This is a genomic window from Thiocapsa marina 5811, from assembly GCF_000223985.1.
GTDB classification, from domain to species: Bacteria; Pseudomonadota; Gammaproteobacteria; order Chromatiales; family Chromatiaceae; genus Thiocapsa; species Thiocapsa marina.
The window spans coordinates 186,974-206,719 of the sequence record NZ_AFWV01000011.1; the positions used below are offsets into that span (position 1 = coordinate 186,974).

Genomic DNA, 19,746 nt, shown 5'->3' on the forward strand with positions numbered 1-19,746 from the left:
CAACGGATCGAATGATTGCGTTCCGAACCGCAGCTAAACCAATTTTTAAGAGCCCTGAGCCCGATCCACGGACGATCCGCGATTCACTGCCCACCTTTCACCTTTCACCTTTCACCTTTCACCTTTCACCTTTCACCGACAAAGAATTCAGGAGTAGACGCATGAAAGTCATGGTGACCGGCAGCGCCGGTTTTATCGGCTCAGCCCTGTCTTTACGCCTCCTCGCACGCGGCGACGAGGTGATCGGAATCGACAATCTGAACGACTACTACGATGTCGGACTCAAAGAGGCACGTCTCGCCCGTACCTTGCCCTTCGACGGCTTCCGTGAGGAGCGCGTCGATATCGAGGACGGTGCACGCATGCGCGAGCTTTTCGCCCTGCACCGTCCGGATCGGGTCGTGCACCTCGCGGCCCAAGCCGGCGTGCGCTACTCGATCGAAAACCCGATGGCCTACATCAACACCAACCTGGTCGGCTTCGCGCACATCCTGGAAGGCTGCCGGGATGTCGGCGTCGAGCACCTGGTCTATGCCTCGAGCAGCTCGGTCTACGGCGCCAACACCGCCATGCCCTTCTCGATCCATCACAACGTCGATCATCCCCTGAGCCTCTACGCCGCCAGTAAGAAGGCCAACGAGCTCATGGCACACACCTACAGCCATCTGTATCGCATCCCCACCACCGGTCTGCGCTTCTTCACCGTCTACGGGCCCTGGGGACGGCCGGACATGGCGCTCTTCAAGTTCACCCGCGCCATCCTCGCCGGCGAGCCGATCGACGTCTTCAACTACGGCAAACACCGTCGCGACTTCACCTTCGTCGACGACATCGTGGAAGGGGTCATCCGCGTCCTGGATCGGGTGCCGAGCGGGGATCCGAGCTGGTCCGGCGCACAGCCCGATCCAGCGACCAGTCAAGGGCCTTACCGCATCTACAACATCGGCAACAACAAGCCGGTCGAGCTGATGGAATACATCGCCTTCCTGGAAGAGGCCCTGGGTCGCAAGGCGCAGATGAACCTGCTGCCACTGCAACCCGGCGATGTGCCGGACACCTATGCGGATGTCACCGACCTGGTGCGCGACACCGGCTACTGCCCGGATACCCCGGTCGGGGAAGGCGTGGCGCGTTTCGTGGAGTGGTATCGGGGGTTCTACCGCGTCTAAACCGCTTCTAAACCGCGTCTCGGGGCGCATGCGTTGTCCTAGCGGATGATCGGCATGAAAACCACCGGCGAGCTCGGCAGTAACGCGGTTTAGGTGATTTTTCGTCTGTTCGGGCACGGCACCCGGATCGCCGCGTTGCATTCGATTCGAGGATCCAAAGCATGGCCCGTGCACCCAAGATCGACATGGCCGAGGTCACCCGCCTCACCCGCGAAGGGCGGCTTCAAGAGGCGATGGCCTTGCTGCGCGGCGCAACACGCGATGCGCCCGCAGCGCCCGGATCGGATCGCGGAAGAACCGGCTCGGCGCCCGATTCCGATCGCGACCCGACCGCCGAAGAGGATTCGGCCGAGCATCGGAGGATCCCCGGAATGCCGGAGATCCCGCCGGCGCTGCACGGACTGCTTGATCGGATGAAGCAAGGGATCGGCGCGCACCTGCCGGGGCAGGTCGCCCGCTCCCCGAGCCAACGCAAGCCGGCGGCACTCCCCGACGGGGCGCGATTCGAGGAGCATCTCTATGCCGACGCGGCGGGCACGCTCGTCTACAAGCTCTATGTCCCGAGCGGCTACCGCAAGCAGCCGCTGCCCCTCGTGGTGATGCTGCACGGCTGCAACCAGTCGCCCGACGATTTCGCCGCCGGTACCCGGATGAACAGCCTGGCCGAGCAGGAGTTGTTCCTGGTCGCCTATCCGGCGCAGTCACTCTCGACCAGCGCAACCAAATGCTGGAGCTGGTTCAACCCCGAAGACCAGCAGCGCGGTCGCGGCGAGCCTGCACTGATTGCCGGCATCACCCGCGAGATCATGCGTCACTTCACGGTGGATCCCGATCGCGTCTACATCGCCGGACTCTCCGCCGGCGCAGCGGCCGCCGCGATCATGGGGGCCACCTACCCGGACCTCTATGCCGCGATCGGCATGCACTCAGGACTGGCTTACGGGGCCGCCGACGACATGGCATCGGCACTCGCGGCGATGCGCCAGGGCGGGACGCCCACGACCTTCGCCGATCAGCGACATCACGGACCCGACGGCAGGGTACCCTTGGTCCCGACCATCGTCTTCCACGGTGATTCCGACATCACGGTCAACCCGGTCAACGCCGATCAGGTCATCGCCGCTTCTCCGGGGGCCACGCAGTTACGCGAAACGCGCATTCCGGGTGAATCGGCCGGGGGCATCCGCTACACCCGCAGGCTCTACACCGACGAGAACGGTCGCGCGCCGCTGGAGCAGTGGATCCTGCACGGCGCAGGGCACGCTTGGTCGGGCGGCAGCCCCGACGGCTCCTATACCGAGCCGCGCGGGCCGGACGCCAGCCGGGAGATGCTGCGGTTCTTCATGCAGCACGCCCGCAACGCCGCAACCTGAGCGCGGTTGCGCTCAGGTTGCGGCGTTGCGGGCGATTCGAATAGACCTTTTGCGGCACGAACCGGACCGGCTTATGCCGCCTGTGATCAGCGGTCGGTTCTCAGCGATCGGAAGGGGCGTATTCACTTGCCCTGGAGCGTGCTGATGCCGAACCCTGCGAGGCACAAAGTGCTCTTCTTAAACCGCGTCCCCGCTGAGTGGCGTGGATGCACCAAACGTCCAACTCACGCGAAAGTGAGCATCTCGCTCTGGACGCGGTTTAGGTTCACTCGACCCACGGCGGCGGCTCCGCCGACGACGGTACGCTCACCGCGGGCGCCGGTTCGGTCTGCGGGATCGGGTCCGGCGTGCCGCCCGCATCCCCGTCGCCGACGAGGCCGAAGATCGCGTCCAGCCGTGCGATCAATTCGCGCAGTTGCAGTGCGAGGATCGCGAGCTCGGCGTCCATGCGCGCCGCGGGCTCGAGGTCGCCGTCGTCGATCTCGTTGAGCAGGGCGTCTCCGACGCGCAGGCGTTTCAGCGACATGTCCTCGGCCAAGACGAAATCGAGCCGCTCGTCCCAGCTCAGGGCCAGCTTCAGCACCTGCTTGCCGACACGCAGATGGGCGAGGATCTCTTCGCTGCCGAGATCCTGCCCCCGACAGCGGATCAGGCTTGCGGTGTCGCTCACATCGCGCAGCTCGCAGGCATCGCCGATCTGGAAATCGCTCGGCGCATCGCCGTTCAACAGCCAGCCGGTCATCACCTTCGGCGGCTCCATCCGAGGTGCGGGGGGCCGAGCCGGAAGGGTCTCGATGGTCTCGCGCAGCAGCGAGATCACGTCCTCGGCTTGCCGGTCGCTCCCGGCGTCCACCACCAGCCAACCCGCCTCGGTGTCGACGTAGAGAAGCGTGCGGCGCGAGCGGGTAAAGGCCCGCGGGAGCATCTCGGCCATGATCTGCTCGCGCAGCCGACGCCGCTCCGCGCGGCCCACGTCGCGGGCCTCCGCCGTCTCCAGGTCATTCACCCGCTCCTCGAGCGCCTCGGCGACCGCGGCCGAGGGAAGCAGGCGCTCCTGCTTGCGCGCGCAGATCAGGAAACAGCCCGAGACCGCATGAACGAGTGCGGTGGAGCCATCGCCGAGCGGCGCCGACCAGCCCATCGTCGTGGTCTCGAGCGGGCCGCAGGGCCGAAAGCGACGCTCGTCGAGACGGGCCTCGAGCGCGTCGGCGTCCAGACCGAACGGGCGTCCCAGTCGATACAGTCGTACATTCTTGAACATCTTCAGCCCCGGTCAAAAAGGCCGGGATTATGACCGAGCCTCGCCGAACTGCAAGCGCCGGGTCGCGCTGTCGGCGCAACGGGTCACCGATCCGCGCGAGCGACCGGGATGGCGTTGGGCCGTCGGAATGCGGATGCGCATCGACCGGAAAACACGGTTTCACGACGCGCCCGGCATACCCTGTCGAAGCCGGTATACTGTGTCCCAAGATCGACCCATCGCCAAGCTCGGAATCCAAGGTGGATGAACTCTCGCTGCCCGGCCTCTTTCTCGCGTTAGTGCTGTTGCTCATGCTCTCGGCCTTCTTCTCCGGATCGGAGACGGCCCTGCTCACCATCAACCGCTACAAGCTCAAACATCTGGCGGACGGCGGCCACCGCGGCGCCCGCATGGCCCGGGCGCTGCTGGAGCGACCCGATCGCTTGATCGGACTCATCCTGCTCGGGAACAACTTCGTCAACATCATGGCCTCGTCCTTGGCGACCATCATCGCCTTGCGCCTCGGCGGCGAGGCAGCGATCGGTATCGCCGCCGGGCTTCTGACATTGGTCATTTTGATCTTCGCCGAGGTCGCGCCCAAGACCTATGCCACGCTGCATCCGGAGCGTCTCGCCTTTCCGGCGGCCTATGTCTACAAACCCTTGCTCAAACTGCTCTATCCGATCGTGTGGTTCGTCAATCTCTTCACCAACGGGCTGCTCCGCCTGATGGGGATCACGACGGAAGGCGCACCGGGCACGGCGCTGAGCCGCGAGGAGCTGCGGACCGTGGTCAGCGAGGCCGGTGCCATGATCCCGGAGCGCAGCCGCTCCATGCTGCTCGGCATCCTGGATCTCGAGCGCGCCACGGTCGAGGACATCATGATCCCGCGCAACGAGGTGGAAGGGATCGACATCCAGGACAGCGAGGACGAGATCCTGCACGCAATCGGCAACTCCAGCTACACGCGGATGCCGCTCTTCGACGGCAGTATCGACAATGTAATCGGCGTCTTTCACGCCAAGCATGCCCTGCATGCACTCCTCGAGCAGGGCCTGGGCAAGGACCATCTGCGTGCGATCGCGCGCGAGCCCTACTATGTCCCCGAAGGCACGCCGCTCTATCAGCAGCTGCTCAATTTCCAGCGCGGCAAGCGGCGCGTCGGTCTGGTGGTCGACGAATACGGCGATTTTCTCGGACTCATCACACTGACCGATCTGCTCGAAGAGATCGTCGGTGAGTTCACGACCGACCCGGCAGACAGCATCCCGGAGATCCATCGCGCCGAAGACGGCAGTCTCTTGGTCGACGGCAGCATCACCGTGCGTGACCTCAACCGGGCGCTGCGCTGGACGCTTCCCACCGACGGCCCCCGGACGCTCAACGGACTAATCCTCGAATACCTCGAGACCATCCCCGAGCCCGGCACCAGTCTCAAGCTGCACGATCACCCGATCGAGATCCTGCAAACCGCCGACAACGGGGTGAAGACCGTGAAGGTCGTCACCCGTCCGGCCCGCAAGGCGCGGGCGCTCGTTTAAACCGCGTCCGGAGCGAGATGCTCACCGTCGAGTGAGCTCGACGTTTGGTGTATCTACGGCCCTTAGCGGGGACGCGGTTTATAACGGTATATCTTTTAATCTCTTGAACCGCCCAGACTCCGACGCCCGTCAAGTCTGCCGGGGCCGATCGCATCCAAAAGCACCGCGTACCGCACCGAGCGCGGTTCAATCGCCTCAAACCCCGTCGAGGGCCTCCGCGAGGGTCTTCACGGCCGTGATCTCCAAGCCCTCCACGCCCTCTTTGGGAACATTCCCGACCGGTACGATGGCCCGACGCACACCGTGCTTGGCTGCCTCGCGTAACCGATCCGGACCATTCGGGACCGGACGCACCTCGCCCGAGAGGCCGACCTCGCCGAAGACCGCGAGATCCAACGGAAGCGGCCGGTCCCGATAGCTCGACAGCACCGCCATCACGAGCGGCAGATCGACGGCAGTCTCGGTGATCCGCACCCCGCCGACCACGTTGACGAAGACGTCCTGGTTGAACATGGCCACCCCGCCGTGACGGTGCAGCACCGCCAGCAGCATCGACAGGCGGTTGCCGTCGAGACCCAAGGCCACTCGACGCGGATTGGCAAGCGGGCTCTCGTCCACAAGCGCCTGCACCTCGACCAAGAGCGGGCGCGTCCCCTCGCGGGTCACCATGACCAGACTGCCCGGGACCGCCTCGTCGTGGCGCGAGAGAAAGATCGCAGAGGGGTTCTTCACCTCGCGCAGGCCGCGGTCGCCCATCGCGAAGACCCCGAGCTCGTGCACCGCGCCGAAGCGATTCTTCACCGAGCGCACCAGGCGAAAGGCGCCGCCGGGCTCGCCCTCGAAATAGAGCACGGTGTCGACCATGTGCTCCAACACTCGCGGTCCGGCGAGCGTGCCGTCCTTGGTCACATGGCCGACGAGGAAGACCACCGTGTCCCGCTGCTTGGCGAATCGGACCAGCTGCGCCGCCGCCTCGCGCACCTGCGAGACAGAGCCCGGGGCGGACTGCAGCGCATCGGTATAGAGGGTCTGGATGGAATCGACGACCAGCACCCGCGGCCGCTCCTGCGACGCGGCCGCGAGGATCGACTCGACGTTGGTCTCGGCAAGCAGACGGATGCCCTCGCCCGCCAGTCCGAGCCGATGGGCGCGTAGCCCGATCTGCTGGGGCGACTCCTCGCCGCTGACATAGAGCACCGGCAGGTGGCGTGCAAGCGAGGCACTCGCCTGCAGCAAGAGGGTCGACTTGCCGATCCCCGGATCCCCGCCGATCAAGACCACCGAGCCCGTCACCAGGCCTCCGCCCAACACGCGATCGAGCTCGCCGATCCCGCTCTGGATGCGCACCCGATCTTCGGGGCTGACCTCGGCCAAGCTCTCCACGCGCGGTGACTCGGCCGCGCCCGCGTAGCCGCCGCGCACGGCGGGACGTGCGATCTCCGCGGTCTCCACCATGCTGTTCCAGGCCCCGCAGTCCGGGCACTGACCCGCCCACTTCGGCTGACGCGCACCGCAGGCGTTGCAGACATAGCTGCTGCGGGTCTTTCGGTTGCTCATCTGAGAGGTCCGTTCGGATCAATGCACACGCGCCATTGTAGGCCGATTCGGCTCGGCGAAGCCGAAGACGGGTTGACCGTCCGGCGCGCTCGGGGTGAAACGGCCCCGAGCCGATCTCACCCCCGCGCGCTGCGCCGTTCGGGAGCGCTCTTCGCGATCCTGTTCGCCCGGCACGACCCTTGACCGAAACCCTCTCGAACACTACTTTTTTCCACGTAAAGACTTTGAATTCCCCGTCCTTTAGACGTCGGCGGCAACGCCCGACCAAGCGCGAGGATATGCAACATGAAGTCTGACAAGAACCCATTATCGAACGGCGCCGCATCGGTCGATCGGGGCGTATGGACAGACACCGACAGCGTATGGCCGATCGAGACCTGGCTGTTCAATCGATTCATGCAGCTCATCGGGGAACCCGCCATCAGCGTCGTCTTCTGGGATGACCGGGAGCACTACCGGTGTCCTCGGGCCAACCCGGTCGCACGCATGCGCTTCGCCGACCGATCCACCTTTTGGCGACTCTTCGCCAATCCGAACCTGGAATTCGGGGACGGCTACAGCTCGGGGCGCATCCGCATCGAGGGGGACTTGGTCGCCTTCATCGAAGCGCTCTACGAGGCCAAGATCAAGCGGACCCGGCCCGGCGTCCTCCAGCAGTTCGTCAAGCGCGGTTTCGTCCGACCGCGACGCAACAGCCTTACGGGCTCGCGGGACAACATCCACCATCACTACGACCTGGGAAACGACTTCTATCGGCTCTGGCTCGACGAAGAGATGGCCTATACCTGTGCCTATTTCGCCGATCCGAGCGTCACCCTCGAGCAGGCCCAGGCCGCGAAGCTCGACCATATCGCGCGCAAGTTACAGCTGCGACCCGGCGAGGAGGTGGTCGAGGCCGGCTGCGGTTGGGGCGGGCTGGCACGGCACTTCGCGCGTCGTTACGGCGTCAGAGTCCGGGCCTACAACATCTCGCCCTCGCAGATCGCCTATGCGCGCGAGCGGGCAAAGGCCGAGGGGCTGGCCGACCGGATCGACTATATCGAGGACGACTACCGCAATATCCAAGGGACCTACGATGCCTTCGTCTCGGTCGGCATGCTCGAGCATGTCGGTGCCGAGCACTATGCGACCCTGGGTCAGGTTGTCGATCGCGTCCTCAAGGAGGACGGACGCGGCCTGATCCATTCGATCGGCCAAATCCGCCCCGAGCCGCCCAGCGCCTGGAACGAACGGCGCATCTTCCCAGGGGCCAACCCTCCGACGCTGCGCCGGATGATGGACATCTTCGAGGGTCCGGGTCTCTCGGTGGTCGACGTGGAGAACATCCGACTCCACTACGCCAAGACGATCGAGCATTGGCTGGCCCGTTACGAGAAACATGAAGCGGAGGTCCGCGAGATCTTCGACGACTTCTTCGTCCGGGCCTGGCGGCTCTATCTGGCAGCGTCGATCGCCAGCTTCCGCGCCGGCGCTTTGGAGCTCTATCAGGTTCTATTCTCTCGTCCGGGAAAGAACGACATGGCCTGGACACGTGCTCACCTCTATTGGGATTAAACCGCGTCCAGAGCGGCACGCGTCGTTTTCGCTGTGCGTTTGGCTTCGGAGATATTCTCGATCCCGGTGAGACGCGGTTTAAAATTTCAGATTGTTAATGCCTTAAACCGCGCCAAATCCGAGAGCCGTCGGAGCCGATCCAGCCAAATCACTCCAACAAACGACGCATATCGCAATGGGCGCGGTTTAAGCGTCGGCGCATCCGGCGGGCGGTGAGCGACCCGACAGAGGAGATCCTCGCGAGGACGGCCCATGATCAAAACGAACGTCATCATCGTCGGCGGCGGGCCTGCGGGCTCGTCCTGCGCATGGCAGCTGCGCCGTCGCGGTGTCGACTGCCTGATCCTGGACAAGGCGGTCTTCCCGCGACCCAAGCTCTGCGCCGGTTGGATCACGCCCGAGGTCGTCGCGGATCTCGAGATGGACATCGCGGCCTATCCGCATCGCTTCCTGACCTTCGAGGTGACCCGTGCACACCTGTTCGGCATCGGTCTGACGATGCGATCGCCGCAGCACTCGATCCGCCGCATCGAGCTCGACCACTGGCTGCTCGAGCGCTCGGGGGCCGAGGTCATCACCCACCAGGTCAAGCGCATCGAGCGAACGCCGAACGGCTACCGCATCGACGACCGCTTCGAATGCGCGGCCCTCGTCGGTGCCGGCGGCACGGCATGCCCGGTGTATCGATCGCTGTTTCGCGAGATCAACCCACGGGCAAGGGCGCTGCAAGTCGCCGCGCTGGAGCAGGAGCTGCCCTTCACCTGGCAGGATCGTGACTGTCATCTGTGGTTCTTCGAGAAGGGCCTGCCGGGCTACAGTTGGTATGTCCCCAAACAGGATGGCTATCTGAATCTCGGCGTCGGGGGCATGACGCAGCGGATGCAGGATACAGGCGCGAGCATTCACCGACATTGGGAACACTTCGTCACCTCCTTGCGCCGGCGCAAGCTGATCGACGCGGGGTTGGCGCTCGAACCCCGGGGCTATTCCTATTACCTGCGCGACGGGGTAGAGAAAATCCGGCACGAGAACGCCTTCCTGGTCGGCGATGCCGCCGGGCTCGCCACCCGCGACATGGCCGAAGGTATCGGTCCGGCGATCCGCAGCGGGATCCTGGCGGCCAACGCCATCGCCGACGGCGGCGAATACAGCCTGGAATCGGTCTCGCCCTACAGCTTGGGTGCAGGTCTGCCGCGCCGTGCGTTGGAATACGGGCTGTCGAGGCGGTGGGCCGCGAGTCCGGCCGCCAAGGTGCATGATCCAGGTTAGAATTCGCTCACCTCAACCCAAGCGACGAGATCCCATGGCCGGGGCCAGCCTGCTTACACTGCTCGACGATATCGCAACCGTCCTCGACGACATCTCGGTGATGACCAAGGTCGCCGCGCGCAAGACCGCGGGTGTCCTCGGAGACGATCTGGCGTTGAATGCCCAGCAGGTCCTCGGGATACGGGCCGAGCGCGAGCTGCCGGTGGTTTGGGCCGTCGCCCTCGGGTCGCTCAAGAACAAACTCATCCTGATTCCGGCGGCACTCCTCATCAGCGCCGTGGCACCCTGGGCCATTACGCCGCTCCTCATGCTCGGCGGGGCCTTTCTCTGTTACGAGGGTTTCGAGAAGCTGGCCCACACGTTCCTGCACGCCGAGGAGGAAGATGACCGTCATGCGGAGCTCACGCGGACGCTTCTGGATCCGAGTGTCGACATGGCGGCCTTCGAGAAAGACAGGATCCGCGGTGCGATCCGCACCGATTTCGTCCTCTCCGCCGAGATCATCGTCATCACCCTCGGGATCGTCGCCGGCGCCACATTCGGCGTGCAGGTGGCGGTTTTGATCGGCGTGGGGCTTTTGATGACTGTCGGCGTCTACGGACTGGTCGCGGGCATCGTCAAGATGGACGACGCCGGCTTCTACCTGCAGCAACGCACGGGCGAGGATCTCGGCGCCCGATTCGCGCGGCGTCTCGGCGCCCTGCTCCTCGCGGCCGCACCGCGTCTGATGCGCGTCCTTGCGGTGGTCGGAACAGCCGCCATGTTTCTGGTCGGGGGCGGGATCCTGGTCCACGGGACCCCGGGGACGCACGACATCCTGCATCTCCTGAGTCACGGCGCCGCCGCGGTTCCCACGATCGGCCCCGTCCTGGAGGCACTGACATCCCCGCTGTTCAACGCGCTCGTCGGTGTGCTTGCCGGCGCCGTCATCCTCGGTGCCATCACCGCGGGCTCACGCATCGTCGGTGCTTTCCGAACCTGAGTCGGCGACCGTCGCATTCAAAGAACGCGCAGAGAAACCCGCAATGCTGTCGACACCCCTGATGCGCACCCGGCTGTTCGGATGCCGCAGCCGCGGTCTCCTGTTTGCGGCGCTCTGGGCGATCCTCGGCTCGGGGGCGAGCGCAGCGCAGCATCCGGAGGACGTGGATCTCGCCGCACACATGCGGAACGGCGGTGCGGTTCTGCTGCTCCGCCACGCCGACGCGCCGGGGACGGGCGATCCGGAGGGTTTTCGTCTCGACGACTGCGCGACCCAGCGCAACCTCAGCGACGCAGGACGCGAGCAGGCAAGATCCATCGGGGCTTGGCTGCGCGGGCGCGGGATCGAGCAAGCGCGGGTCTACTCGAGCGAATGGTGCCGCTGCTTGGAGACCGCCGAGCTGTTGGGGCTCGGGCCGGTCACGCGGCTACCGGCGCTCAACTCCTTCTTCGAGCGCCGCGCGGACCGCGAGCCGAATCTGGCCGCACTCGAGGCATTCCTGAAAAACCAACCACCGAACGGCGAGCCCATCGTACTGGTGACCCATCAGGTGACGGTCACGGCGCTTACCGGCATCTATCCCGCCTCGGGAGAAGCGATGCTGATGCGGTTGTCCGATCAGGACCGGGGCAAGCTCGAACCGCTCGGACGGATGGACTTCGGTCCCTGACCCCGAAGCCCCAGAACCGGTGGAAGGCGTTCTCGAGACCAGCCCGTAGGGTGGACGAGCGAGAGCGAAGTCCACCCAACCTGCACCGACGCCGGTGGACTGCGCTGTGCTTGTCCACCCTACACGGTTAGCCCGCCCCCAGACCTCTCCTGTTATGCCGCAGCGGCCAGCCCGTCCGGTCCCAGCCGCGCCTTGAGCTCCTTGATCCGCCTCGGGACGGACTCGGGGTGACTCTGCGCGCCCTTGAGCTGCTCGGCGAAGAGCTCGGTCTCGGCACGACCGACCTGCGTGAGGAGACGACCGAAGATCACGTTGACCTCTCCGGCCTCCAGCTCGTTCGTAACCTTGAAAGCCTCTTCCAAGCTCATCTCCGGGACACGGTGCTCGACCTCGCGCAGCGCGTTGAGCGACTCGCGCATCTCTTGGTCCCGCACGCTGGGCACGAACTCCACCTCGCGGTTGACGGCGATCTGGTAAAGACAGGCGAGCATGAGCCGCCCGTGCTCCATCTCCTCGTCGCGCAGATCCAGAAAGAAACGGTGCACGTCGGGATTGGACTTAAACCGCTCGGCCATGGCCGCGTAGATATGCGCCACCCGAAACTCGAAAAGGGCCGAGAGCTTATAGGCATTGCCGATGGCTCCGGGCATCGGCACACGCCGCGCCTGATATTTCTCGGCGATGCGCTGCAGCAGGGTCTTGTCCTTGCTCAGCAACATCCCGACAAAGACGTCGAGCCCGAACAGTTGAATGATTTTGACAGGGTTCTTGAGGCAGAAGCCTCGGTCGATCACGGCTTGCATCTGGGATCTCCGGTCTCGGTTCCGATTCGCCCGCTCGGCGCTGTCCGTCCGTGCGCATCGAGGCGCAGACAGCGGTCCGGGTCGGACTGGGTGTTCCTCGGATCAGGATAGTCGATTCGCGCACGGCGCATCTGCCGAATCAATCGCCGCCTTCGGCCCGGTCGGCATCGAGCCGCAGCGGTGCCGGCACGCCCTCCGCTCGATAACGGCGATAGTCCGCCAGCACCAAGGCATGGTCGAACGCCAGGACCGGCGGAAGCGCATCCGGGGAGAAGACCTGCAGGGCGCGCGCATCGTCCATCGCCCGCGGCTCGCCGCGCGCCTCGGCCACGTAGACCGCGGTGACTGTATGGCCGCGCGGATCGCGCGCCGGATCCGAATAGATCCCGAGCAGGGCGCGCAGGGTGACCGCAAGCCCGGTCTCCTCGGCGGCCTCGCGGATTGCCGCCGTCTCCATGCGTTCGCCGACGTCCACGAAACCGCCGGGGATGGCCCAGCCGAAGGGCGGATTGAGCCGCTCGATCAGCACGACGGGGCGACCTGGCCGGTCGACCAGCTCGATGATGGCGTCGGCGGCAAGCAACGGAGTGACGGGTGCAGACATCGGGCTTTTCCATGCGAATCGGTGTCCGGGGACTTTAGCGCGCCCCGCGGCATCGGCCAATGACTGGACCTGTCGGGGCGAACACGCTGAGTACCCCGTTCCACCCTATTTTGCGAGCATGCAAAATAGGGTGGAACGGGGTACTAGCCCCTCGAGCTGATGGCCAACGCCTGAATACCGGGCGGATCCACACTGGTCAAAAATCGACCGGCACCGAGATCGGCTCGGCCCGCCCGCGGTTTAGACGATGCCCGCACAGCTTATCCACATGGGCAAACACAGGCCCCGGGGACAATCCAAACCCGAGGGTCAATGGTCTCGATCGCACTGCACCTGCTCGCAACTGACGCGGATCAATGCCGTAAGGCCGCACAGCCGCTAGGGTCCGATCCCCGATACTTCACGGAGATCCCGGTGAGCAACCCCTTCGACCTCGACGACGACAACGCCTATCAACACTGGAAAGAACGCAAGCTCGCCGCGGCCCCGACCGCACTCTCGGATCTCCTCGTAGAGATCGGCGATCCGCGCACACTGAGCGACGCCGAGCACGCAGCCATCCTCGCGCGTTGCCGCAGGGCCAACATGGCGATCTATATCGGCACGACGGGCGACGACCCCGACAAAGCGATCCCGATCACGCTCGGCGCACGCTTCGGCCTGCATCGGCTCGACCACAACCGTGGCGCCGACGAGGATGCAGTCACCTCGCTGACCGTGCAGACCGACGCCGCGCACCGCAACTACATCCCTTACTCCGATCGCCCCATCGCCTGGCACACCGACGGCTACTACAACACCCCGGAGCAGCAGATCCACGGCCTGCTCCTGCACTGCGTCCAGCCCGCCGAGACCGGCGGCGAGAACGCGTTGCTCGACCACGAGATCGCCTACATCCTCGTTCGCGATCGCGACCCGGAGCATATCCGGGCCCTCATGCACCCGGCCTGCATGACGATCCCCGCCAATGTCGTCGACGGCATCGAGCTTCGCGCCGAGCAAACAGGTCCCGTCTTCTCGATTCACCCTGACGGACGTCTGCACATGCGCTATACGGACCGCAGCCGCAACATCTCCTGGCGTGACGATCCCTCGACCACCGCCGCCGTGAGCTGCCTAAAAGACATCCTGCGCACGCCGTCGCCGTGGCACTTCACGGGTCGCCTCGAGTCCGGATGGGGTCTGATCTCGAACAATGTCCTCCACACCCGTACCGGCTTTACCGACGGCCCGAAGCCGCGTTTGTTGTATCGCGCACGCTATTACGACCGTCTCGTCGCGACCTGACCGTGACGCGCCGGGATCGCCCGCAAGCCAGCAGGCCGATCGGAGGATCCGGGACCATGGCGCCGGAGCCGACTCCCGTTGACGCCTCGGCTGCGATGCGGCACCCTCCCCTATCCCCGATAGGACGCCGTAACGGGGCCATAAAAAAACCTTGGGGTAACGACAATGGCGCAATCGGATCAATCGCTCGATGGCCTGAGCAGCGAGGAGCGCAAAAAGGTCCAGGAGTTGATGCAAAAGGACGCGAAGGCCGAGCGACGGGTCCGCGGACCCTGGCTTTGGCTGACCTCGCTGCTGGGTGCGGCGATGGTGTTGATCTATTTCTACGGCGCCGGGTTTCAAGCGCTCGACACCCAGTATCACCTGGGCGTCTATGTCCTCATCACCTTCGTTCTGGTCTTCCTGCTTTATCCTGCGGGCGGGCGCTTCGCCGTCGGGGCCATGTCGGTCTGGACCGCCGGGATGCTTGCGGTCTTGGTCAGCTGCTTCTGGGTCTTCGACTCGCCCACCGCCTTCTACGACCAGATCACGCTTTTTCGCGAGACCTGGGAATACGACGGCCTCGCCAAGGCCTGGGCCGATGACTTCGGCGCACTGCGGACCTCGCTGATCCTGATCCTGCCCTTCGCCGTCGTCCTGTTGCCGCTGGACCAATGGCTCGCCCGGCGCTTCCGCCAAAGCCCCACCGCGAGCGACGTCCTGATGGCCGCGATCGTCGCCGGCACCGTGATCTATTGGATCAGCCAGTTCGAGGCCCTGAACTACCGCGCCGGTGCGGAGAATCAGGTCGACATGCTGGTGAGCATCATCGGGTTGATCTTGTCGCTCGAGGTCTGCAGACGGGTGCTCGGTTGGTCGATCACCCTGATCGGCATCGGCATGATCGCCTTTGCACTGTTCGGGCCTTACCTGCCCGAGCTCTTCGCGCATCGCGGCTTCCGTTTCGAACGGCTGGCGACCTCGCTCTTTCTCACCACCAACGGTGTGTTCGGGGTGATGGCGAGCGTACTCGCCACCTATGTGATCCTCTTCATCTTCTTCGGCGCCTTCCTACAGAAGTCCGGAGCCGGCAAGTTCTTCATCGATCTGCCGTTGGCGTTGACCGGACGCTCCACCGGCGGACCCGCCAAGGTCGCGGTCGTCTCCTCGGCGCTGTTCGGCTCGGTCTCCGGCAGCGCGATCGCGAACACCGTCTCCTCGGGCTCCTTCACGATTCCGATGATGAAGCGCGCCGGATTCAAGCCGCACGTCGCGGGCGCGATCGAGCCGGCTGCATCCATCGGCGGCATGTTCCTGCCGCCGATCATGGGTGCGGGCGGCTTCCTCATGGCGGAGCTGACCGGGATGCCCTACTCGCAGATCATGCTCCTGTCGGTCGGCCCGGCCATTCTGTATTTCCTCTCGGTCTTCTTCATGGTCCATTTCGAGGCCAAGAAGCAGGGCCTGGTCGGTATCCCCGGCGAGACGATCCCGGACTGGCGACCGGTGCTCAAGAGCGGCTGGTTCTACGCATTGCCGTTGGTGATCATCACGGCCTTGATGCTGATGGGGCGTTCGCCCGGCAATGCCGCCTTCTGGGCCACACTGTCCTGCATCCTGGTGAGCTGGGTGCATCCGAGCACGCGGATGGGACCGCGCGCGATCTGGGAGGCGATCCAGCTGGGTGCGCGCAACACCCTGATCATCGGGGCAACGCTGGGCGTGATCGGCATCATCGTCGGCGTCATCTCGTTGACCGGGATGGGGCTGAAGTTCTCGGATCTCGTGATCTCGATGGCCGGCGACAGTCTGTTCCTGGCCCTGGTGCTGATCGCGATCGCCTCCTTGGTGCTCGGCATGGGCGTGCCGGTGACCGCCGCCTATCTGATCGTCGCGGTGCTCGCGGTGCCGGCGCTCGGGCACTTCGGTGTCGCGGCCATCGCTGCGCACATGATCGTCTACTGGTTGTCTCAAGACTCCAACATCACGCCTCCCGTGTGTGTCGCGGCCTATGCGGGGGCGGCCATTGCGGGGTCGGACCCCTGGAAAACCGGCTGGACGGCGTTTCGATTCGCGAAGATGCTCTATGTGATGCCGCTTCTGTTCGCCTACGTCCCGGCCATTCTCCTGGACGGAACGACCTGGGAGATCGTGAGTGCATTCTTCTCGGCGACCTTGGGAACGATCGCGTTCGGTGCCTTCGCCATGGGCTTCCTGCGCCGCAGTACGACGCTCGTCGAATGGTTGGTGTTGGGGATTGCGACCTTCCTGCTCTATTGGCCGGGATTCGTCACGGACGCCGCCGGACTGGCGCTGGTTGCACTGGTCTGGTGGCTGCAACGCGATGCCGCGGCGACACCTTTAAGTCCCGTGGCGAGGACATAAACCGAATCCGGTGCTGTATGCGGCATGTGTCGGAGTGGCTTGGCCGTGCCAGCGTTGCTCACAATCCCGGCCGTAGGGTGGACAAGCGCAGCGCAGTCCACCAGCGCCGGCGCGGGGTTCGGTGGACTTCGCTTGCGCTCGTCCACCCTACGGCAACGACCAGCGACGCGGCCGGGTTTATGGACAAGCCCTCAGCGCCAGATCCGAGACCCGATCCGTTTTCTCCAACCGCAGGTGAATCCCTATGGCCGAGATCAAGACACTCCTCTTCGCAACCGACTTCTCGAAGGGCTCCGCGCGCGCATGCGATCTTGCACGCTCCTTGGCGGACACCTGCGGAGCGTCCCTGACGCTCCTGCATGTGATCAACGAATTTTCCGATCGCAACGCGCGCAAGGTCTCCGCCGAGGTCTACGAGAAGCTCGCGGCGGAGATCGAGAAACATGCCGTGGAGGACATGCAGGAGTTTCGTGACCGCTATTTCAAGGACATGCCGGTCACCACCGCGATCGCGGTCGGCAAGAGCCACGAGGAGATCATCCGACAGGCCAAGAAGATCGGCGCCGACCTGATCCTGATGGGAACCCAGGGACGCGCGGGCATCGAGAAGATGCTCATGGGCTCGACGGCCGAGAGGGTGGTTCGCAGCTCGCCTATTCCCGTTTTAACCGTCCGGGAATGAGGCCAAATCGCAGTACGAGGGTCAATCCACACCGATGAGGAAACAACGCATGAAAAGAACGATCCAGCTCCATTCATTCAAGCTGAAGGCCTTCACGGGTCTAGCCGTCGCCGCTCTGACGGCTGTCGTCATCGCGACCGCGCCGATCGCGCAGGCAGCGGTGGAACGTCTGGCGTTCTCCGGGGGGCCGGACGGGGGCACCTTCCAGTTCTTCTCCAACGGGATCGCAACCCTTTTGTCGCGCAATATCGAGGGCGTCGATGTCTCCAATATGGCCTCGGCCGGCTCGGTCGAGAATCTGCGACGCGTGAACTCGCGCGATGCCGACTTCGGAATCGTCTACTCGGGCGACCTCTATCTCGGCATGAAGGGTGAATTGACCAACGACACGTCGAAATATCGCAACGTACGCGCGGTCTCGTTCCTCTACGGCGCCCCGGCCCATCTCATTGTTCTCGAGGACTCGGGGATCACCGACGTCGCCCAACTCGAAGGCAAACAGGTTGCCGTCGGACCGGCCGGTTCCGGCGCCGCGGCATCCGCTCAGCGCTTCTTCGAGAGCCTGGGCCTTTGGGATAAGATCCGTCCGCAGTTCATCGGCTACAACCAAGGCGCATCCGCCTTGGGCGACCGCCAAATCGACGCGCTGTGGGTCTTTGCCGGCTTCCCGAACGCCTCCGTCATCCAAGCGGCCACCAGCAACAAGATCCGCCTGCTGCAGGTCTGGGAGGCCGCCCAAAAAGGCAGTCTGCCGCAGGATCATCCCTACTACGTGAAGGTCACCATCCCGGCCGGAACCTATTCGGGCGTGGACTACGACGTCGCCACCATCTCCGACGGCGCACTCTGGGTCGCCGGCCGACATGTCTCCGACGAACTCATGTACGAGGCGCTCGGCGAGGTTTACTCCGAGGACGGTCTCGCCTTCATGCACAGCGTCTCCAAGGCCGCGACCGCCATGACCCTGGAGAGCGGCTTGGAGGGCGTGGCCACACCCGTACATCCGGGTGCGCAAAAGTTCTGGATCGAGCACGGAAAGACGCTGACCGACGCCCAGAAGTAAGCCCTATTGCTCGGTGCGCCGCCGCCTCGGCGCGCACCGAGCGGGGGCCTCGAGGAGGTGTCATCGGAAGGGTTTCGCACAAACCCTGCAAAGTGTATGGTTACGCCGCGTGACGACGTCACGACAGTGTCGAGTCGGCTCGCCCGCCAAGCGCTCAGGTGATCGGAGGGCGGATCGACATCGAATCTTCACAGACCATCACTGCAAGAGGTGCCTCGCATGGAACTAACCAAAAACATCGGTGAGAAAGACCGCAAGATTCGACTTGCCGCCGGCGCCCTGATCATCCTCTGGGGCGTGTTCGCCGGCAGCTGGCTCGGCCTCGTCGGGCTGGTCCTGATGGGAACCGCCTTCGTGCGGTCCTGCCCGGCCTACAGCATCATGACGATGAGCACCGTCGAGAAGCAATAGATCGCTCTCGTCTCGCGCGCCGCGTCCCCGCGGCGCCCCAGCATCCGCTTATCCGCCGACCAACCCCAGCCAATCCAAGACCGAGGGCAGCAGGGCAGCGGTCAAGAAGGCCGACAGCGCCATCGCCAGACCCGAGAAGGCACCCATCGTCGGGCTGACCTGGAACGCACGCGCGGTGCCGATGCCGTGCGAGGTCACGCCCATGGCGACCCCTTTGACCGCATCGTCGCGAATCCGCAGCGCTCTGAGCACACCCGTGCCGAAGACCGCACCCACGATCCCGGTACTCACCACGAGAACCGCCGTGAGCGACGGGATCCCGCCGAGCTTCTCCGAGATGCCCATCGCCACCGGTGCCGTGACGGACTTGGGTGCAAGAGAGATCTGGGTGGCGATGTCCGCGCCGAGCCAGGCTGCAAGCCCGATCGCGCTGACGCTCGCGGTCAGCACCCCCGCCAGCAGTGCGGCACCGATCGGCAGGGCCAGGGCGCCGAGCCGCTCGCGTTGTCGATACAGCGGGATCGCCAGCGAGACCGTCGCCGGGCCCAGCAGGAAGTGCACGAACTGCGCCCCGTCGAAATAGATGGCGTAGGGCGTCCCGGTGAGCGTCAGGATCCCGATCAAGAGCGTAACCGCCACCGCGACCGGATTCAGGAGCGGACTGCAGCGCCCAAGCCGATACAGACGATCGGCCGCCAGATAGCAGATCAATGTCGCCGTCAGCCAGAGTAACGGCGACGCGGAGAGATAGACCCAAATCTCGGTGAAGGGGGTGTCAGTCACCGGCGGCACCCCGTCGACGCCGGTGTAGGGTCGCGAGGAGCCGTTGCGCGCCCGCCATCGTCAATGCCGTGACTGTCAGCGTGAGGAGTGTTCCGAGCAGCAGTGCCGCGGCGATTGCGGGCCATTGGCCTTGAATACGCTCCCAGTGCAGCATGACGCCGACCCCCGCCGGGACAAACAAGAGCGAAAAATGCGCGAGCAGCGCATCGGCCGTGTGCCCGACCTCATCCGAGATCCCGCCGCGGAGAAACAACCACCCGAGCAGGAGCAACATCCCGAGCACGGGCCCGGGAACGGGCAATCCGGTCAACAGCACGACGGTCTCGCCGACGAGCTGGCAGAGCAGGATCAAGGTCAGCGCCTGCAGCATCGTCTTATCCGTGTCTCGACCGAT

The 19,746-nt window shown here is 64.8% G+C and carries 18 protein-coding genes; 12 read left to right on the forward strand and 6 right to left on the reverse strand.

Annotated features, from left to right (window positions below; all coding sequences use genetic code 11):
* Positions 1 to 161: 161 nt before the first annotated feature.
* Together THIMADRAFT_RS16935 and THIMADRAFT_RS16940 are read left to right on the forward strand one after the other, a co-directional pair.
* Positions 162 to 1,169 (forward strand): NAD-dependent epimerase, encoded by a 1,008-nt coding sequence (locus THIMADRAFT_RS16935; protein ID WP_007194299.1) that lies wholly within the window; start codon positions 162 to 164, stop codon positions 1,167 to 1,169.
* Between the two features lie 161 nt (positions 1,170 to 1,330).
* On the forward strand, positions 1,331 to 2,542 hold the full coding sequence (locus THIMADRAFT_RS16940; protein WP_007194300.1) for an extracellular catalytic domain type 1 short-chain-length polyhydroxyalkanoate depolymerase: 1,212 nt from the start codon (positions 1,331 to 1,333) through the stop codon (positions 2,540 to 2,542).
* A gap of 265 nt (positions 2,543 to 2,807) precedes the next feature.
* Here THIMADRAFT_RS16940 and THIMADRAFT_RS16945 read toward each other — a convergent pair whose 3' ends face one another.
* A complete protein-coding gene (locus THIMADRAFT_RS16945; RefSeq protein ID WP_007194301.1) occupies positions 2,808 to 3,803 on the reverse strand; it encodes a recombination-associated protein RdgC in 996 nt (331 codons plus the stop codon).
* Between the two features lie 239 nt (positions 3,804 to 4,042).
* Between THIMADRAFT_RS16945 and THIMADRAFT_RS16950 the strand changes: the two genes are divergently transcribed.
* Positions 4,043 to 5,323: an HlyC/CorC family transporter gene (locus THIMADRAFT_RS16950; protein ID WP_007194302.1), complete on the forward strand. Its 1,281-nt coding sequence runs from the start codon at positions 4,043 to 4,045 to the stop codon at positions 5,321 to 5,323.
* Between the two features lie 195 nt (positions 5,324 to 5,518).
* Here the strand turns inward: THIMADRAFT_RS16950 and radA are convergent, their stop codons facing one another.
* Entirely contained in the window at positions 5,519 to 6,880 is a 1,362-nt protein-coding gene (radA, locus tag THIMADRAFT_RS16955) for a DNA repair protein RadA (RefSeq protein WP_007194303.1), read from the reverse strand.
* Positions 6,881 to 7,165: 285 nt separating this feature from the next.
* Between radA and THIMADRAFT_RS16960 the strand changes: the two genes are divergently transcribed.
* The 4 genes from THIMADRAFT_RS16960 to THIMADRAFT_RS16975 all read left to right on the forward strand — a co-directional run bounded on the left by THIMADRAFT_RS16960 (position 7,166) and on the right by THIMADRAFT_RS16975 (position 11,355).
* Positions 7,166 to 8,434 carry an SAM-dependent methyltransferase gene (locus THIMADRAFT_RS16960; RefSeq protein WP_007194304.1) on the forward strand — a complete coding sequence of 423 codons (1,269 nt, stop codon included), beginning with the start codon at positions 7,166 to 7,168 and terminating at the stop codon, positions 8,432 to 8,434.
* Between the two features lie 252 nt (positions 8,435 to 8,686).
* Entirely contained in the window at positions 8,687 to 9,703 is a 1,017-nt protein-coding gene (locus THIMADRAFT_RS16965; RefSeq protein ID WP_007194305.1) for an NAD(P)/FAD-dependent oxidoreductase, read from the forward strand.
* A 34-nt stretch (positions 9,704 to 9,737) separates the two neighbouring features.
* The gene (locus THIMADRAFT_RS16970) at positions 9,738 to 10,685 is read left to right on the forward strand and encodes a DUF808 domain-containing protein (protein WP_007194306.1); all 948 of its coding nucleotides are present in this window, start codon (positions 9,738 to 9,740) and stop codon (positions 10,683 to 10,685) included.
* Between the two features lie 43 nt (positions 10,686 to 10,728).
* On the forward strand, positions 10,729 to 11,355 hold the full coding sequence (locus tag THIMADRAFT_RS16975; protein ID WP_007194307.1) for a histidine phosphatase family protein: 627 nt from the start codon (positions 10,729 to 10,731) through the stop codon (positions 11,353 to 11,355).
* 152 nt (positions 11,356 to 11,507) lie between these two features.
* On the opposite strand, the gene THIMADRAFT_RS16980 is transcribed toward THIMADRAFT_RS16975, so the two are convergent.
* Positions 11,508 to 12,158, reverse strand: a complete 651-nt coding sequence (locus THIMADRAFT_RS16980; protein ID WP_007194308.1) for a ferritin family protein — start codon at positions 12,156 to 12,158, stop codon at positions 11,508 to 11,510.
* A 139-nt stretch (positions 12,159 to 12,297) separates the two neighbouring features.
* The gene (locus THIMADRAFT_RS16985; RefSeq protein ID WP_007194309.1) at positions 12,298 to 12,762 is read right to left on the reverse strand and encodes an NUDIX domain-containing protein; all 465 of its coding nucleotides are present in this window, start codon (positions 12,760 to 12,762) and stop codon (positions 12,298 to 12,300) included.
* A gap of 414 nt (positions 12,763 to 13,176) precedes the next feature.
* Here THIMADRAFT_RS16985 and THIMADRAFT_RS16990 point away from each other — a divergent pair, with 414 nt between their 5' ends.
* The 5 genes from THIMADRAFT_RS16990 (at position 13,177) to THIMADRAFT_RS17010 (ending at position 18,569) form a co-directional block, all read left to right on the forward strand.
* Positions 13,177 to 14,049: a TauD/TfdA family dioxygenase gene (locus tag THIMADRAFT_RS16990; RefSeq protein ID WP_040732073.1), complete on the forward strand. Its 873-nt coding sequence runs from the start codon at positions 13,177 to 13,179 to the stop codon at positions 14,047 to 14,049.
* 165 nt (positions 14,050 to 14,214) lie between these two features.
* A complete protein-coding gene (locus THIMADRAFT_RS16995) occupies positions 14,215 to 16,413 on the forward strand; it encodes a TRAP transporter permease (protein ID WP_007194311.1) in 2,199 nt (732 codons plus the stop codon).
* Positions 16,414 to 16,657: 244 nt separating this feature from the next.
* Positions 16,658 to 17,095, forward strand: a complete 438-nt coding sequence (locus tag THIMADRAFT_RS17000) for a universal stress protein (RefSeq protein ID WP_007194312.1) — start codon at positions 16,658 to 16,660, stop codon at positions 17,093 to 17,095.
* A 49-nt stretch (positions 17,096 to 17,144) separates the two neighbouring features.
* Positions 17,145 to 18,158 (forward strand): TAXI family TRAP transporter solute-binding subunit, encoded by a 1,014-nt coding sequence (locus THIMADRAFT_RS17005; protein ID WP_007194313.1) that lies wholly within the window; start codon positions 17,145 to 17,147, stop codon positions 18,156 to 18,158.
* A gap of 219 nt (positions 18,159 to 18,377) precedes the next feature.
* Positions 18,378 to 18,569, forward strand: a complete 192-nt coding sequence (locus tag THIMADRAFT_RS17010) for a YgaP family membrane protein (protein WP_007194314.1) — start codon at positions 18,378 to 18,380, stop codon at positions 18,567 to 18,569.
* 48 nt (positions 18,570 to 18,617) lie between these two features.
* Here the strand turns inward: THIMADRAFT_RS17010 and THIMADRAFT_RS17015 are convergent, their stop codons facing one another.
* Complete coding sequence (locus THIMADRAFT_RS17015; protein ID WP_040732076.1) at positions 18,618 to 19,352, reverse strand: LrgB family protein; 735 nt, start codon at positions 19,350 to 19,352, stop codon at positions 18,618 to 18,620.
* Complete coding sequence (locus tag THIMADRAFT_RS17020) at positions 19,345 to 19,722, reverse strand: CidA/LrgA family protein (protein WP_007194316.1); 378 nt, start codon at positions 19,720 to 19,722, stop codon at positions 19,345 to 19,347. Before THIMADRAFT_RS17020 ends, THIMADRAFT_RS17015 begins: the two co-directional genes overlap by 8 nt.
* Between the last annotated feature and the right edge of the window lie 24 nt (positions 19,723 to 19,746).

Excerpts from the sequence above, each read along its gene's own strand:
- THIMADRAFT_RS16935 (WP_007194299.1), top strand. The coding sequence starts at position 162 with ATGAAAGTCATGGTGACCGGCAGCGCCGGTTTTATCGGCTCAGCCCTG.
- THIMADRAFT_RS17005 (WP_007194313.1), top strand. The coding sequence starts at position 17,145 with ATGAAAAGAACGATCCAGCTCCATTCATTCAAGCTGAAGGCCTTCACG.
- THIMADRAFT_RS16985 (WP_007194309.1), bottom strand. The coding sequence starts at position 12,762 with ATGTCTGCACCCGTCACTCCGTTGCTTGCCGCCGACGCCATCATCGAG.
- THIMADRAFT_RS16980 (WP_007194308.1), bottom strand. The coding sequence starts at position 12,158 with ATGCAAGCCGTGATCGACCGAGGCTTCTGCCTCAAGAACCCTGTCAAA.
- radA (WP_007194303.1), bottom strand. The coding sequence starts at position 6,880 with ATGAGCAACCGAAAGACCCGCAGCAGCTATGTCTGCAACGCCTGCGGT.
- THIMADRAFT_RS17000 (WP_007194312.1), top strand. The coding sequence starts at position 16,658 with ATGGCCGAGATCAAGACACTCCTCTTCGCAACCGACTTCTCGAAGGGC.
- THIMADRAFT_RS16995 (WP_007194311.1), top strand. The coding sequence starts at position 14,215 with ATGGCGCAATCGGATCAATCGCTCGATGGCCTGAGCAGCGAGGAGCGC.
- THIMADRAFT_RS16970 (WP_007194306.1), top strand. The coding sequence starts at position 9,738 with ATGGCCGGGGCCAGCCTGCTTACACTGCTCGACGATATCGCAACCGTC.
- THIMADRAFT_RS16965 (WP_007194305.1), top strand. The coding sequence starts at position 8,687 with ATGATCAAAACGAACGTCATCATCGTCGGCGGCGGGCCTGCGGGCTCG.
- THIMADRAFT_RS16940 (WP_007194300.1), top strand. The coding sequence starts at position 1,331 with ATGGCCCGTGCACCCAAGATCGACATGGCCGAGGTCACCCGCCTCACC.
- THIMADRAFT_RS16975 (WP_007194307.1), top strand. The coding sequence starts at position 10,729 with ATGCTGTCGACACCCCTGATGCGCACCCGGCTGTTCGGATGCCGCAGC.
- THIMADRAFT_RS16960 (WP_007194304.1), top strand. The coding sequence starts at position 7,166 with ATGAAGTCTGACAAGAACCCATTATCGAACGGCGCCGCATCGGTCGAT.
- THIMADRAFT_RS16945 (WP_007194301.1), bottom strand. The coding sequence starts at position 3,803 with ATGTTCAAGAATGTACGACTGTATCGACTGGGACGCCCGTTCGGTCTG.
- THIMADRAFT_RS17020 (WP_007194316.1), bottom strand. The coding sequence starts at position 19,722 with ATGCTGCAGGCGCTGACCTTGATCCTGCTCTGCCAGCTCGTCGGCGAG.
- THIMADRAFT_RS17010 (WP_007194314.1), top strand. The coding sequence starts at position 18,378 with ATGGAACTAACCAAAAACATCGGTGAGAAAGACCGCAAGATTCGACTT.